The sequence below is a fragment of the Streptosporangium sp. NPDC000563 genome, assembly GCF_040299985.1.
Taxonomy (GTDB): domain Bacteria; phylum Actinomycetota; class Actinomycetes; order Streptosporangiales; family Streptosporangiaceae; genus Streptosporangium.
On sequence record NZ_JBEPDA010000003.1, the window covers coordinates 445,658 to 458,811 of the forward strand.

The following is a 13,154-nucleotide window of genomic DNA, read 5'->3' on the forward strand; positions in this document are numbered from 1 at the left end:
GAGAGGCCGGAGAAGCCGGGACGCCGGAGCCGACGAGTGCGATGATCTCGTCGGCTCCGGCGTCCTGCCGAGGCCGGGTCGGGGGACCCGGCTCCGGCGCTCGGCCGAGGTCGAGTCGGGGGACTCGGCGTCGGCCCTTCGGAGATGGTCTGTGTGGCCGGCTCCCGAAGGAGCCTCACGGGAGGGCTTCCTCGCCCGGCGCTCCGGGAGGTCTCGCGGTCAGGCCGCGAGCGCGCCCGCCGTCGTGAGCTCGAACCAGACGGCCTTGCCCTCGGTCGTGCGGGCACTGCCCCAGCAGCAGGCGAGGAGTTCGATCAGGTGAAGCCCTCGTCCCCGCTCCTCGTCGTCGCGTGCCCGGCACGCGCGGGGCAGGAAGGGGTCGGCGTCCTCGACCTCGCAGCGCAGCAGACCGTCCCGGAAGGAGAGGAGGAGCCCGATGCTCCCCCGCGAGTGGCGCAGCGCGTTGGTGACCAGCTCGCTGACGAGCAGTTCGGCGACCGCGCTGTGCTCGTCCAGCCCCCAGTCCGCCAGGTGGGCGCGAGTCAGGTGGCGAGCACGGGGCACCGACGCCGGCTCGGGCGCGAAGGAGTACGACGTCTCCCGGCCGTCCAGCTCTTCCTGCTCGTACGGCTTTTCGAGGAGTGGGTTCATTGTCCACCTCCCTGGTCGTCGGTCGCCTCGATCGGATGCGGATCGCACGCGCGTCCCCCGCCGGAGACCATCGGCCGCCGCGGAACCACTCGTCCGCGTGGCGCGTTCGGTCCCGGCACGGCGGGCGCGCGGCGCGAGATCACGCCGCCTGGCCCAGGGTGACCCGGTGGAGCGGGAGCGGCATGGCGTGGACGGGAGTGCTGCGGCCGTCAGGCATGAGCGCTCCGGTGTCGTCGAAGACCACCACACCGTTGCAGAGCAGACCCCACCCCTGCTCGGGGTGGAAGGCCACGAGCGACGCGGCTTCGTGGTCGGGCGCGCTGGCGACTGGGCATCTCGGCTGGTGCTGACACATGGCTCGTACCTTTTTTAACCTTCTCTGACTGCTGCTGAGCCTTACCTGGTGTGACCAGCATCTCCCGTGACCACTACCTACATATCGGGAGAAATACCCCCATGTCTACCCATTTCCCCGAAAGGTAAAGAAATCGGGCGTCGAGGCAAAGGGGGATCGACAAGATCGAACGGCGCGGCCACGGAGGTCCCGGCCTCCGCCCGCGACCTCCGGTAGATCCTTTTCGTGGGCGCTTTACCACTGAAGATCACCCAGAGACGCCCTGACGTCGCCTTTTGTCCGTCTATGCGACGTTGATCGACTTGACGCGCCCTTTAGTGTGTCTTGACCTATCCTTGGGGGCGGGTAACCTCCCTCGTCACGGAAGACAACCGGTCAGTGGTGCCGCCACACGCGTCCCTCCTCACCCCTCGGCGGGTTCGCGTGAACGCGCCGTCGCTCAACCTCGTCTCCCGATAGCCAGGTCGCGAGGTGGAGCGACCATGCCCGCACGGCCACCGGGAGCCCCCCTGAAATCCTCTATGACACCTGAGATGCGCAAGTTCATCGAGCTGCTGGAGAGCCAGCTCGGCTACTCCGAGAAGAGCGGCGGCTACACCAAGTTCGGTGACTGGTACGGCAAGAACGTCGAGTTCGACGCCGACTACACCTCGGCCCCCTGGTGCGACATGTATCTGTCGTGGGCGGCGGAGAAGCTGGGCTACCAGGAGTGGATCGGCCAGTTCGCCTACACCGTCCACCACGCCCAGTGGTTCCGGCAGCAGGACGCCTGGGGCACCGTTCCCAAGCCGGGCGCCATCGTCTTCTTCGACTGGCGCGGCTCGGACAAGATCAGCCACATCGACCACGTGGGGATCGTCACCAGGGTCGAGGGAAACAGGATCCACACGATCGAGGGCAACATCGACGGCGGGGTCGCCAAGCGCAAGGAGCGCGACACCGGCAAGGTCGTCGGTTACGGATACCCGGAGAAGATCAAGGCCCGGCTCGACCGGGAGGCCACCGAGAAGCAGACCATCCTCACGCCCGCCACGGCCGGGGACAACGCGGTGGTGATCGGCCCCGGGCCCAACCTGATCGCGATGGTCCCCGCCCCCGTGCCGACGCCGGAGACCTCGGCCTCCACGGGGCCGGGCAGGAATTCCGAGGGAGTGACGAGCAAGCCGGCTCCCGGGCGCACCGCCGCGACGGCGAAGGGGAAGGGGAAGGCCGCTCCGGGCGACGCCCACGCCGTGTCCGGCGGGAACCCCGCCGCGAACACCCAGCGGAGCGACCGTACGACCACGAGCGACCGTACGACCACGAAGGCGCCCGGCGAAACCCAGGCGCCGGCCACCGGCCGTACCTCGCCGGGAAAGCACGCCAAGGCCTCCACCGCCGACACCAGCGCGCTCGCCGTCACCCCCACCGCCACCGCCCGCGACCTCGCCACGCCCGTCCCCGGTTTCGACTCCCCCGCCGTACTCGCCCCGGTCCTGCTCGCCGCGGCCGCGATCCTCGCCCACGGCAAGGCGAGGCAGTCGAGGGTACGGCTCCTCGCGTCCGCCTCGGGGCGCGCCGCGGTGGCCCCCGCCTCCTCGTCCCGCCGCGCCCCGGGCCGTCGCCGCGCCCCGGGCCGTCGTCGCATGCCCAGGAACGCCTCCGCCCGCGACCTCTCGTACGCGCCGACCCCGGCCGGCACCCCGGAGAACACCCTCGCCTCCCGCGACCTCTCGTACCTGCCCACCCCGGCCGGCACCCCGGAGCACACGCCCGTCTTCCCCGGCCTCGGGAACGCGCCGATTTCGTCCGGCACCCCGGAGAACACCCTCGCCTCCCGCGATCTCCGGTACGCGCCGATCCCGGCCGACGCCTCGGAGCACACGCCCGTCGCCCCCGACCTCTGGGACGCGTTCCTCCCCTCCCGCGGGGCCACGAGTCCCAGGGAGAGCGTTCCGGAGAGCACGTTCGCCCCGACCGCCACCACCGGGTTCCCCTCGGTCACGACCTCCGTCGCCCACGTCGAGGAGCCCTCGGGGCGCCCTGCCGCGCTCTCCCCCGTACCGCGCCCTCGCGACGACCGCCCCCGGGCCCCCTACCGGGGCAGGCGTCGCCTGCAGGAGCAGGCCGTGGCAGAGTCGTCGATGTCGTCGATATCGTCGATGTCGTCGATGTCGTCGACCTGGGTCCAGGACTCCCCGCCGCGCGGACGCCGTCACCGCCGGGCCGACCCCGTGGTCACCACCGCCCCGGCCACCCCGACGCGCCCCGCCCGTCCTGTCCGCCCCATCGCCCCCACCCGGTCCACCACGTCCGCCTGCCCGGTCCCCGGACCGAGAACGGCCGTTCCGGTCTCGACGGTACGGACCGGCCGGGGCGAACCCGCCGTCCCCGCCGGTTCCGCCACGCTTCTCGCGGAGCCGGGCGACATCCTGGTCCACAGCGGCTACCGGGGGCGGCGCCGGGCGAGGACACCGGTCTAGGCGACGTCGCCGAAGTGGCGGCCGAGTCTCGTGGCGCCTCTGCCACGCCACCGCGCACCGCGCCTGGGAGGAGGGCTGGATCTAGGTCTGGCCCGCCGCGTCGCGGTGGACACGTCGCCCTGGGGACCCCTCCGCCCAGGTGAGGCGGTGGTCTCTCCTGGGCCGGGAGACGGGTCGGTCCCCGCCGGCGTGACACCGGCGGGGACCGCGTTCACCAGGGCCCGGAGGCCGGGCCCTCGGCGCGTCCGGGAGGGCGCGCTCAACGCTGCTCGGGCGGGCGCTGCCCCATCGAGCGGCGCAGCTGCTCCAGCTCGGCCTCCAGACCGGCGATCCGGGTGTTGGCCCCCGGGCCCCCCGCGCTCCCGGCGCCACCGGGGCCGGGCTGGGGGTTCGGCGGGCCGTAGGGCGAGTGCGGCCGGACCGCCCGGGTCTCCTCCGGCGCGGCCGGGAGCGGATAGGGTGCCCGCTGCTGGTACTGCTGCGGCGCGCCGTACGGCTGCCCCTGCTGTCCGTACTGCGGCTGCCCGTACGCGGCACCGCCGTGCACCTGCGCCGCGTAGCCGGGCTGCGCACCGTAGGGGGTGGGCGGGAACGGGGCCGGTCCCCTGGAACGGCGCCTGCCCCTCGCGACCGCCGTGATCGTACCGATCACGAACAGGACTGCCAGGCCGCCGCCACCCCACAGCAGCCACGGCAGGATCGGCGTGCCGCTCTCGTCCTTGCCCGCGGTGATGGCCTGCTGGGAGTCGCTGATGTACTTGGCGACGTACGGGTGGTTCGGCTGCAGCGCCTGCACCTCGCGGAACCTGGGCAGCGCGTCGGAGTACCTGTTCTGGAAGAACAGGTCGAGCGCCTCGTTGTAGGCCTTCGTCGTCGTCGACTCGACCGGCTTGATGTTCTTCTCGTTCAGCTTCTCCTTGACGATGCTGACCGGCAGCACGAAGCTCTCCGCCTCGGTGGAGCCGCCGTCCTGCTGGACCAGGCCGCCGACGAGGACACCGATCACCTTGCCGTTCTTGGCGAACACCGGTCCGCCCGAGTTGCCGGGATAGGAGGGCGCCTGGGTCTGGATGTACGGCACCCCTTCCGGGGTCTGGCGGGCGGCGTTGTAGGGCCCCTCGGTGAAGGCCGGATCGAGCTTGGACTCCAGGTTGAAGATCGAGGTCTGCGTCACCGTGCCGGGGAACCCGCTGATGTAGAGGGTGTCGCCGACGCGCACGTCGGAGTCCTCCCCCAGTGGCACGGTCGGCAGATTGCTCTGCCCGTTGGCCTTGAGGATCGCGACGTCCTTGCCCGGGTAGACCGTCCCCTTGGCGACGAGCTCGATCGGCACCGTCTTGGTGGTCTTGTCGACGCCGCCGCCCGGCAGGCTCTGCAGCAGCGAGAGCGAGCTCTGCACGTTTCGGATCTTGATGTTGTCCGCGTTCCAGATCTGGAAGATCTTCGTCGCCGTCCTGAGGATCTCCTCGTCGGAGGCGACGTCCCCGAGCTCGGCGACCAGGTCGGCCGCGTCCTTCTCGTTGATCTTCGTGAGTGCCTGGGCCGCGAAGGTCTGCGCCAGTTCGGTCTCCTCCTGGCCGACGCAGTGCGCCGCGGTCACCATGTAGCCGTCCGGCGTGACCCACCAGCCGGTGCACAGCCCGCCCGCCGTCGCCTCGACGACCCGCTCACGCCCGCCGGGCGAGAAGTAGCGGCCGGGGTCCTTCGCCATCTGCTGGACGACCCAGCGGTAGATGCTGTTCTCGTCGGAGGAGATCTTGCCGCTCTGCACGGCGTTCACCCCCTGCTGGGTGAGGACCCTGATCGCCTCCAGGTTCGCCTCGGGCGTCGGCACGGCCACGTCGGCCGTGTAGGACACCGAGGTCAGCTGGACGGCCGGGTGCGTCCTGGCGGCCAGCCACGTCCCGACGGGAACGTCGACCTCCTTGGGTTTCGCCACCGCGGTGCCCGGCAGCGCCAGCGTGCTCGCCAGCACCAGGCCGGCGACGGCGCTGATTCTTCCCAACATCTTCGTACTCTCCCCAAAACTCGCTTCCCAGGCGAGAGCATGGCGGAGGCCACTTGGGGAGGACTTGGAAGCGACTGGGACGGCGTTCCGCCCCTCAGCCGCGACCGGCGCCGACGAGTTCCCTGTCCGGCTCCTCCGCCTCCTCGTCCTCCTCGTGACCTTCGACGGAGAGGTTGGGCAGGATGCGGTCCAGCCAGGCGGGGCACCACCAGTTGGCCCTGCCGAGCAGGGCCATGGTCGCCGGGACGAGCAGTCCCCGGATGATCGTGGCGTCCACCGCGATGGCCACCGCCAGTCCGACACCGAAGATCTTGACCATCGGGTCGGGGTAGGCGATGAACGCGACGAAGACCGCGACCATGATCAGGGCGGCGGAGGTGATGACCCTACCGGTCGACCCCAGCCCTTCGGCCACCGCCCTGCGGTTGTCGCCGTGCCTCAGGTACGCCTGCCGCACGGCCGTGAGCAGGAAGACCTCGTAGTCCATCGACAGGCCGAACAGGATCGCGAACAGCATCAGCGGGATGTAGCTGTCGATCGGCACCGTGAAGAACACCGTGCTCAGGTACGAGTCGTCCGCGCTGACCGGCGTGTCCATGCCCACCAGGCGGCTGCCCAGCCCCAGGGAGAAGACCAGCGAGAGCGCGCCGAACGCGGCGCCGAGGGAGATCAGGTTCATCAGCGCGGCCTTGATCGCGACGACCGGCGAGCGGAACGCCAGCAGCAGCAACAGCGCGCTCAGCAGCACCACGACGCCGACGACCATCGGCGTGCGTCCGGCGATCCTGTCGCCGGCGTCGGCCATGCCGGCGACCTGACCGCCCACGTGCACCTGGGCGCCCTCGACGTCGAGGGCGCGTACCGCCCTGACCACGTCGAGCGCCCGGGGGTCACTCGGAGCGTAGTCGGGGATCGCCTGCACCAGCGCCGCCGTACCGTCCTCGTTGAGTACGGGATCGCCGACGTGGGCCACTCCCTCGACGTCCGCGACGCGATCCTTCAGGTCGCGCAGCACGGCCGGGGTCGGCTCCCGGTCGACGACCTTCGTGTCCAGGTCGGCCACCACGACGAGCGGGCCGTTCATGCCGGGCCCGAAACCGGCCTGCAGGAGTTCGTAGGAGCGTCGCGCGTCGGTGCCGCGGTCGGCGTAGCCGTTGTCGACCGAGCCCAATTTGATGGCGAGGGCGGGTGCCGCCAGCGCGCCCAGCAGGACGACGCTGAGCGCGAGCACGCTCCACGGCCGCCTGGCCACCCAGTCGCCCAGCGAGGCCCAGCCCGACGAGCCGTGGCTGCCCTGCCGTCCCATGAACGGCAGGCGCAGCGCGTTGACCCGGTGCCCGAGCAGGCCGAGCAGCGCGGGGACCAGCGTGACCGAGGTGAGCACCGCGCAGACCACCGAGATGCCGGTGATCCAGCCGAGCGTCTGCAGCATGGGGAAGCCCGCGAGCATGAGCGCGCTGAGCGCGATGATCACTGTGGCTCCGGCGAACACCACCGCGCCGCCGGAGCTCGCGACGACCCTGCGGACCGCATCCTGAGGCGGCAGGCCGTCGGCCAGCAGCTTGCGGTGCCTGCTGAGCAGGAAGAGCGCGTAGTCGATGCCGACGCCGAGACCGATCATCGTCGCCATGATCGACGCCTGCTTGGGCACGTCCACGACGTGGCCGAGCAGGCTGACCACGCCGAGCCCGGTCGCGATGCTGACCAGCGCGGTGAAGATCGGGATCATCGCGGCGACCAGGGTGCCGAACGCCAGCAGCAGTACCAGCAGCGCACAGATCACACCGATGATCTCGCTCGTCCCGGTCTTGATCTCCTTGTCCGCCGGGTTGGCCGAGGTCACGGGCACCGCCTCGATGCCCGCCGCCCGTGCGGGCTCGGCCGCCTCGGAGAGGAGTTTGGTGGTCTCGGCCAGCTTGGTGGTGTCGTTCCCTTCCAGTTTGACGGTGATGATGCCGATTGCCAGGCTGGAGGCGAGACCACCTCCCTGATGGGGGGACTTCACCTCCACCACGTGCGGCACCTCGCGGATCCGGTCCACGGCGCGCTCCACCGCGCGCTTCCTGGTCTCGGTGATGAGAGAGCCGTCGGGCGAGTAGAGGACGATCTGTGCCGAGCCGCCGGCTCCGTAGCCGGGGCCGAAGCCGTCCTTCATCAGGTCGACGGCACGCTGGGCGTCAGTGCCGGGAATGCTGACGTTGTTGCTGACCGGTCCCGGGAAGAACACCGAGCCCGCTGTCAGCGACACCGCCGCGATCACCCACAGGGCCAGCACGGCCTTGCCGTGTCGCGCGCACCAACTTCCGAGCCGCCCCAGCAAACCAGACATCGGTGACCGCCCCGCTTTTGGAGTATCAAACACCCTGAAAAACCGTACTGTACGCTCGTACAATACCTACGGTAGAGCGTAGGAGGATAAATCGGTAAATGCTGTAAGCAGCGTGGGACTGAGACGATGACCACACCTGAGCACGGGCACGAAACGCGGGAGCGAATCCTCGACGCCGCCCGTCAACTGTTCGCCGAGCGCGGTTACGCCGCGACCTCGCTGGCCGACATCGCCTCCGTCGTCGGCCTGACGAAGACGGCCGTCGCCTACCACTTCCATCCCAAGGACCGTCTGGCCACGGAGCTGATCGCACCCGCCGGCCAGGAGATCGTGGCCCTGATCGAGGACGACTTCGCCGACGACCGCGCCTTCGTCGAGGCTCTGGTGACCTTCACGGTGAGGCATCGGGCGATCATTCGGCTCATCATGGAGGACATCCACTGCGCCGACGACGCGCCCCCCGGCTCCCCCGGCGAGGCCATCCGCGCCTTCCGCGACGCGATCTACAGCCGTCTGGCCGGACCCGACCCCGGCCCCGCCCGCCAGGTCTGGGCGTGGGCCACGCTCGGCTCGCTCCAGTCGGTGATCAAGACGATCGACCTCCCCCAGGAGGAGGTCAGGAAGACCCTCCTCGCCACCGTCCTCGCCTCCCTGGACGCCCCGGGCACGGCGCCGAACGCCATTCCTCCCGGCCCCGGTCTCACCGGACGGCACTGAACTCTCCGCGCCGGCCTCCGAAGGTCCCGCCCTCCGGTCGCCTCACACCGGGCCGGGACGGCGAACCCGCACCGCTTTCGACCGCCCTTCGGGTGTGTCCGGCCGAAGAAGCGCCTCACCCGGAAGGAGCGGCCTCCCCGGGAACGGGCGTCGGCGGGACCGTGGGGTCGGGGGGCTCGACGGTCTCCCCCGGGTCCGGCCCAGGTCCCGGTCCCGGGCCGCTCTGCCCCTCGACACCGACCGTGAGCACGATCGTCGCGCCGGGCCTCGCGCAGGTGCCGGGCGCCACGCTCTGCGCCAGCACCACCCCGTCCTGGGCCTCGTTGGTGACCAGACGCGCCCGCGTGCGCACGGCGAAGCCCGCCCCGCCGAGGGTGTTGGAGGCGTCGGTCGCGCCCTGACCGGTGACCGGAGGCACCGGGACACCGTACCTGGAGACGACGAGCGCCACCGCGCTCCCCGGAGAGACGCGCCTGCCCGCGCCGGGAGTGCTCGCGAGCACCCGCCCGGCCGGCTGCTCCGAGCAGCGCGTGCTGACCCCGCCGGAGACCAGCCCGGCCTGGGCGAGCGCCGCCTCGGCGCCTCCCCTGGCGAGACCGACCAGCGTGGGCACCTGGATGCCACCGGAGACCTGCAGATCGACCCTGCCCTTCTTCGGCAGGGCCGTCCCCGGCGCCGGGCTGCTCGCGAGCACCTCCCCGAGCGGCCGGGTGGAGTCGACCGCCCTCACGGCCCCCGCGACCAGTCCGGCCCGTTTGATCAGGCGCGCCGCGTCGGAACGATCCAGCCCGATGAGCGCGGGCACGACCACCGTGGCGGCGGGGGGCGGCAGCGGGGAGGACTTGACGCCCTCCGCTCGTGGGGGCCCGGCCGGGACGGTCGGCACGACCGGGAGCGGTTTGATCGGAGCGCTCGCCCTGCCCTCGTGCGACGTGGTGCCGCCCTGGGCCGTGGTCTCCACCAGGGGGACGATCGGCGGCGCGGGCGCGCCTCCGGGCGTCACACCGCTCAGCGCCGGGACCAGCACCCCCACCAGCACGGCGGCACTGACGAGCAGCGCGCCGGAGACCGCGACCGAGGCCCTGGTCGCCGCACGCCCCGGGTGGGTCCGGGGCTCGTCGAACTTCTCACCCTCCGCGGGAAACGCGCGCCCGCCGGACCTCGCGCCCGCCGAGGACGCACCGCCCGATTCGCCGGACCCGCCGCCCCCGGCCCGCCAGGCGGACCCGGAGTCGCTCCATCGGCCGGAAGCGCCCGTGAGACCGGTCCGTCCCGAGAAGAGCGAGGGGCCGGAGGCGTCGGGCCCGCCGAGCACGGCCGGGAACCCCGGCACCGGCGAGGAGCGGGACCCGGCCACCGAGCGGCCCCCGTCGTCGCCGAGCAGCGCGAGCAGCAACTCCCGGCTGGTGGGGCGGTTGCGGGGATTCTTGTCCAGGCAGTCGACCACCAGCGCGCCGAGCAGCCCGTCCAAACGGCCCAGTCGCGGAGCCGCGGTGAGGATCCGGTTCAGCACGGCCGCGATCGAGTCCTGCCCGAAGGGAGCCTGGGCGTTGGCGGCGAAGCACATCGTGGCGCCCCAGGCGAAGACGTCGGCCGCCGGGTCGATCTCGGCGCCCTCCACCTGCTCGGGCGCCATGTAGGCGGGCGTGCCCGCGCCGCGCCCGCTCTGGGTGGCCGCGGCGTCCAGCGCCCTGGCCAGCCCGAAGTCGATCACCCTCGGCCCGTCGGGACCGAGCAGCACGTTCTGGGGCTTGAAGTCGCGGTGCACGATCCCGGCCCGGTGGATGGCCGCCAGCGCGGTCGCCGTGCCGATGGCCAGGCGCTCCAGCCTGCCTCCCTCACGGGGCCCGCTCACCGCGACCTCCCGGTGCAGCGACGGGCCGTCGACGTACTCGCTGACGATGTAGGGCCGGTCACCGTCCAGCCCGGCGTCGATCACCTGGGCCGTGCAGAACCTGGCGACCTGCTTCGCCAGCTCGACCTCGCGCAGGAAGACCTCGGGATCCTCCCCCACCGAACCGTGCAGAAGCTTGACCGCGTAGGGCTCGGAGCCGGTGCCGGGGCGCACCCCGACATAGACCACCCCCTGCCCACCCTCGCCGAGACGCCCGATGATCTCGTACTCACCGAGCCGTGCCGGATCCCCCGTTTTGAGCGGCTGCGCATACGGCACGCGAGCCTCCCCTCGCCGCCACCCTTCTCACTCAAGAAGAAGCATCGCCGACAGTCAACGGGGCTGAAGGTCTTGTCTTCCTCACCGTGACACTCATGTGATGCTCAGGTCAGGGCAAGACACAACACATCCCCCGAATACGCGGCCGCCTTTGTTCTCCCTTCCCGCCGTCTGCCCGCCGTGTCGTTCCGCGGGCCGGCCGGTAGCCTGGCGAGGTGCTTGAAGCGATCAAAGCCACTCGTTATGTGACACCGCTGCGTGAGGGGGGGTCGCTGCCCGGGATCATGGAGGCGGACGACCTCGGCACCCACGTCGTGAAGTTCCGCGGCGCGGGGCAGGGCCGCCGGGTTCTCGTCGCGGAGATCGTGGCCGCCGGGCTGGCCCGGCGCCTGGGGTTCCGTACGCCCGAGCTGAAGGTGATCGACGTCGATCCGCAGCTCGGCGCCCGCGAGCCCGACGAGGAGATCCAGGACCTGCTCAGGGCGAGCGAGGGCAACAACCTGGCGGTCGACTTCCTGCCGGGCGCGCTGGGCTTCGAGCCGCTCGCCTGGCCCCCCGAGCCGGGGTTCGCCTCCCGCCTGCTCTGGTTCGACGCGCTGATCCACAACGTGGACCGCAGTTGGCGCAACCCGAACCTGCTCCTGTGGCACGGCGACACCTGGCTCATCGACCACGGCGCCGCGCTCTGGTTCCACCACAACTGGCCCTCGGCCAACCCGCTGCGCGACTTCGACGCGAGCGACCACGTGATGGCGCCCTTCGCCACCCTGATGCCCGAGGCCGACGCCGAGTTCAGCGAGATGATCACCAGGGACCTGCTCGACGGTGTGGTGGACGAGGTCCCCGACGAGTGGCTGGAGGACGAACCGGGGTTCGACGGGGCGCAGGCGGTGCGGCAGGCGTACGTCGAGCATCTGCTGGCCCGCGCCCAGGGGCCACGCACCTGGCTGCCGGGTCCCGCGGTCCAGGAGACACCGCAGGACCAGGAGAGGAAGACCGGCTCGGTGGGCGCGTTCTGGAGGGACAACCGGTGAAGGACGTCTACGAGTACGCGATCATCCGGGTCATCCCCCGCGTGGAACGCGGCGAGCTGATCAACGCCGGGGTGCTGCTCTACTGCCAGCCCCGCGAATACCTGTGCGCCCGGGTGGAGCTGGACGAGGCGCGCCTGCGCGCCCTCGACGACAGCGTCGACCTCGAAGGGGTACGGCACGCCCTCGGCGCCTACCAGCGCTCCTGCGGCAGCGACTCGGGACCCCTGACCAGGGAGCCGCTGGGCGGCCGCTTCCGCTGGCTGACCGCCCCGCGCAGCACGATCGTGCAGACCGGCCCGGTCCACGCCGGTCTCACCGATGACCCGGAGACGGAGCTGGAGCGCCTCGTGGCCCGGCTGGTCCGCAGCCCCTGACCGGTCCGAGATGTCCGGCCCCAGAGGTTCGGCGTTGGTTCGAGGCCGCCCGGGCCACCCGGTCTCGGGAGCTCGGCGCCGCTCGCCGACGTGATCGCCACATCCCGGCCGGGCGCCCCTGGGCGGCCCAGATGGTCCGGCCTCGGAAAACAGAGGGCCGCTCCTGGGAGGGCACCGACGTGTCCGGGGGCGGGTTTCAGAAGAGCACGGACATGAAGGTGCCCACCTCGACGAAACCCGCCCTGCGGTAGGCGGCCCTGGCGGGGGCGTTGTAGTCGTTGACGTACAGCGAGACCACCGGAGCGAAGTAGTCGAGCGCGTGCTTGACCACCGCGGCCATCCCCGCCACCGCGTGGCCGCGGCCGCGCAGGTCGGGGTGGACCCAGACACCCTGGATCTGACAGGCGTGCGGCGTCACCGCGCCGATCTCGGCCTTGAAGACGACCCTGCCGCCCTCGATGCGGGCGTAGGACCTGCCGATCCTGATCAGCTCGGCGACCCTGGAGCGGTAGAGGGCGCCGCCGTCGCCCGCCTCGGGGGAGACGCCCACCTCCTCGGTGAACATCGCCACGCAGGCCGGGAGCAGGATGTCGAACTCGTCGGGCCGGACGCGCCGCACCAGCGGGTCGGCGGGCACGGGCGACGGCTCGGCGATCACCATGACCGGCTGCGCCCAGCGGATCGCGCGGGCGGTCCCCCAGTGCGGCTCCAGCCGCTCCCACAGCAACTCCACCGCGTCCGCGGGGCCGACGATCGAGGAGCAGCGGCGGCCCTGCTTGCGCGCGCGATCGGCGAAGGCGTGGACGGCGTCCGTACCGGCGTTGACTGGAACCAGGTTCGCACCGGCGTAACAGATGGAGGTCAGGCCGCCGCGCGGCCCGAACCCCCACATCTGGCCACCGAGCCTGGCCGGATTGAGCCCGACCGAACGGACCCTGGAGGCGACGAAGACATTGCCGACGGGATCGGTGTCGAGAAGCGCCAGGACCTCGTCTCGATCGTTGTCGTCGAGCACGCGCGACGCCGTTGTGCGCAGCATCACGTGCTCAGC

10 protein-coding genes are annotated in these 13,154 nt (G+C 71.5%); 4 read left to right on the top strand and 6 right to left on the bottom strand.

Going from position 1 to position 13,154, the window contains the following annotated elements; translation table 11 throughout:
* Positions 1 to 219: 219 nt before the first annotated feature.
* Both ABT352_RS12690 and ABT352_RS12695 read right to left on the bottom strand, forming a co-directional pair.
* Positions 220 to 651, bottom strand: coding sequence for an ATP-binding protein (locus ABT352_RS12690; RefSeq protein ID WP_350944787.1), 432 nt, complete (start codon positions 649 to 651; stop codon positions 220 to 222).
* 139 nt (positions 652 to 790) lie between these two features.
* Positions 791 to 1,006 carry a DUF5999 family protein gene (locus ABT352_RS12695; protein ID WP_350944788.1) on the bottom strand — a complete coding sequence of 72 codons (216 nt, stop codon included), beginning with the start codon at positions 1,004 to 1,006 and terminating at the stop codon, positions 791 to 793.
* 533 nt (positions 1,007 to 1,539) lie between these two features.
* On the opposite strand from ABT352_RS12695, the gene ABT352_RS12700 reads away from it, so the two are divergent.
* Positions 1,540 to 3,468 (top strand): CHAP domain-containing protein, encoded by a 1,929-nt coding sequence (locus ABT352_RS12700; RefSeq protein ID WP_350944790.1) that lies wholly within the window; start codon positions 1,540 to 1,542, stop codon positions 3,466 to 3,468.
* 259 nt (positions 3,469 to 3,727) lie between these two features.
* Here ABT352_RS12700 and ABT352_RS12705 read toward each other — a convergent pair whose 3' ends face one another.
* Positions 3,728 to 5,476 (bottom strand): trypsin-like peptidase domain-containing protein, encoded by a 1,749-nt coding sequence (locus ABT352_RS12705; RefSeq protein WP_350944792.1) that lies wholly within the window; start codon positions 5,474 to 5,476, stop codon positions 3,728 to 3,730.
* A gap of 94 nt (positions 5,477 to 5,570) precedes the next feature.
* Positions 5,571 to 7,805, bottom strand: a complete 2,235-nt coding sequence (locus ABT352_RS12710) for an MMPL family transporter (RefSeq protein ID WP_350944793.1) — start codon at positions 7,803 to 7,805, stop codon at positions 5,571 to 5,573.
* 126 nt (positions 7,806 to 7,931) lie between these two features.
* Between ABT352_RS12710 and ABT352_RS12715 the strand changes: the two genes are divergently transcribed.
* Positions 7,932 to 8,522: a TetR/AcrR family transcriptional regulator gene (locus ABT352_RS12715; protein ID WP_350944794.1), complete on the top strand. Its 591-nt coding sequence runs from the start codon at positions 7,932 to 7,934 to the stop codon at positions 8,520 to 8,522.
* A gap of 115 nt (positions 8,523 to 8,637) precedes the next feature.
* Here ABT352_RS12715 and ABT352_RS12720 read toward each other — a convergent pair whose 3' ends face one another.
* Positions 8,638 to 10,695, bottom strand: a complete 2,058-nt coding sequence (locus tag ABT352_RS12720; RefSeq protein ID WP_350944795.1) for a protein kinase domain-containing protein — start codon at positions 10,693 to 10,695, stop codon at positions 8,638 to 8,640.
* Positions 10,696 to 10,910: 215 nt separating this feature from the next.
* On the opposite strand from ABT352_RS12720, the gene ABT352_RS12725 reads away from it, so the two are divergent.
* Both ABT352_RS12725 and ABT352_RS12730 read left to right on the top strand, forming a co-directional pair.
* Complete coding sequence (locus ABT352_RS12725) at positions 10,911 to 11,729, top strand: HipA family kinase (protein ID WP_350944797.1); 819 nt, start codon at positions 10,911 to 10,913, stop codon at positions 11,727 to 11,729.
* Positions 11,726 to 12,103, top strand: coding sequence for a DUF3037 domain-containing protein (locus tag ABT352_RS12730; protein WP_350944798.1), 378 nt, complete (start codon positions 11,726 to 11,728; stop codon positions 12,101 to 12,103). Before ABT352_RS12725 ends, ABT352_RS12730 begins: the two co-directional genes overlap by 4 nt.
* A 196-nt stretch (positions 12,104 to 12,299) precedes the next feature.
* Here ABT352_RS12730 and ABT352_RS12735 read toward each other — a convergent pair whose 3' ends face one another.
* Positions 12,300 to 13,142 carry a GNAT family N-acetyltransferase gene (locus tag ABT352_RS12735; RefSeq protein WP_350944854.1) on the bottom strand — a complete coding sequence of 281 codons (843 nt, stop codon included), beginning with the start codon at positions 13,140 to 13,142 and terminating at the stop codon, positions 12,300 to 12,302.
* Positions 13,143 to 13,154 lie beyond the last annotated feature (12 nt).

Excerpts from the sequence above, each read along its gene's own strand:
- ABT352_RS12690 (WP_350944787.1), bottom strand. The coding sequence starts at position 651 with ATGAACCCACTCCTCGAAAAGCCGTACGAGCAGGAAGAGCTGGACGGC.
- ABT352_RS12695 (WP_350944788.1), bottom strand. The coding sequence starts at position 1,006 with ATGTGTCAGCACCAGCCGAGATGCCCAGTCGCCAGCGCGCCCGACCAC.
- ABT352_RS12700 (WP_350944790.1), top strand. The coding sequence starts at position 1,540 with ATGCGCAAGTTCATCGAGCTGCTGGAGAGCCAGCTCGGCTACTCCGAG.
- ABT352_RS12705 (WP_350944792.1), bottom strand. The coding sequence starts at position 5,476 with ATGTTGGGAAGAATCAGCGCCGTCGCCGGCCTGGTGCTGGCGAGCACG.
- ABT352_RS12710 (WP_350944793.1), bottom strand. The coding sequence starts at position 7,805 with ATGTCTGGTTTGCTGGGGCGGCTCGGAAGTTGGTGCGCGCGACACGGC.
- ABT352_RS12715 (WP_350944794.1), top strand. The coding sequence starts at position 7,932 with ATGACCACACCTGAGCACGGGCACGAAACGCGGGAGCGAATCCTCGAC.
- ABT352_RS12735 (WP_350944854.1), bottom strand. The coding sequence starts at position 13,142 with ATGCTGCGCACAACGGCGTCGCGCGTGCTCGACGACAACGATCGAGAC.